This window comes from Paenibacillus forsythiae T98, from assembly GCF_000520735.1.
Lineage (GTDB): Bacteria > Bacillota > Bacilli > Paenibacillales > Paenibacillaceae > Paenibacillus_AQ > Paenibacillus_AQ forsythiae.
Genome location: NZ_ASSC01000041.1, coordinates 1 through 1,330, shown reverse-complemented (window position 1 = coordinate 1,330; position 1,330 = coordinate 1). Strand labels below are relative to the sequence as shown.

1 protein-coding gene is annotated in these 1,330 nt (G+C 58.9%); it reads left to right on the top strand.

Going from position 1 to position 1,330, the window contains the following annotated elements:
- Nucleotides 1-110 precede the first annotated feature (110 nt).
- On the top strand, nucleotides 111-1,330 hold a 1,220-nt coding region (locus L692_RS0101715; RefSeq protein WP_025696631.1), incomplete at its 3' end, for a hypothetical protein.

The window sequence follows — 1,330 nt, the reverse complement described above, 5'->3', positions numbered from 1 at the left end:
TTGGCGAGACACCGCAATAAAAGGGGGTATTCCGGCAGAGGGCATGAACCGCATAGTGGGCGTACGCATACCTTATAGAATCAGTCGGCTATGAGGGGGCGCTTCCCGCTATGGGAATCCAGCTAACGGCAATCCATTACGTGTATCTGGCGTTCATTGTGTTCATTATGGCGCTGCTTATCAAGCGGCGCGATACAACGATGATTTGTGTAACCGGCATTTTTGTCCTGGGACTCCTGGCGACAGAGACGCTCGTCGGCTCGATATCCGGCGTGTTCAACTCCTTTGTCTACGCAACGAAAGAACTGATGGGAACGATTATGATCATTTCCATTATTGTGGCTATGAGCCGGGTGCTGATGATTACCGGCATCAACGAGACGATGGTATCGCCGCTCACCCGGCTTCTCCGCACACCGGCAATGGCCTATTGGGGAATTGGCATTATTATGATGATTGCCTCCCTCTTTTTCTGGCCCTCGCCAGCGGTCGCTCTGGTTGGTGCGGTCCTGCTTCCGGTGGCGCTGCGGGTCGGTCTGCCCGCGCTTGGAGCCGCAGTGGCTATGAATCTGTTCGGTCACGGCATCGCCCTCTCCGGCGACTACATTATTCAGGGGGCGCCCAAGCTGACGGCGGACGCTGCGGGCTTACCGGTCGCTGGCGTGATGGAGGCGAGCGTTCCGCTCGTCGCGGTCATGGGGATCGTAACGACCGCCGCTGCCTTCTGGATGATGCGCAGGGATCAGAAGAAAGGGGCCTGGAGAGACGGCCTCGTCTCCAAGGCGCGGACAGCGGGCGTATTCGAGGAGTCTCCTTCTCCTCCTCAGATGGCCGTTCTTCATCCCCGAACGAAAAAAACGTTGGCCCTCCTCATTCCGCTGCTGTTCCTCGCCGATGTAGCGGCGATGTTCCTCCTGCATCTTCAAGGCGGCGACGCGACCGCTCTGATCGGCGGCACTGCGGTCCTCATTTTAATCGTCGTAACCTTGCTTGCGCACCGCAACCAGGGGCTTGAGCAGATCACCTCCTACCTCATCGACGGCTTCGTCTTCGGCTTCAAGGTGTTCGGCCCCGTCATCCCGATTGCGGCCTTCTTCTATTTAGGCGATTCGGCGTTCACCGAGCTGTTCGGCCAAGTCCTCCCCGAAGCCTCGCATGGCATCGTGAACGACCTTGGCGTGGCGCTGGCAAACGCTGTGCCGCTTAACGGCATCGTCGGCGCGATTACGCTGACTCTTACCGGCGCCATTACCGGACTCGACGGCTCCGGCTTCTCCGGCATTTCGCTTGTCGGCTCCATTGCGCATCTGTTTGCCGCCGCCATCGGCTC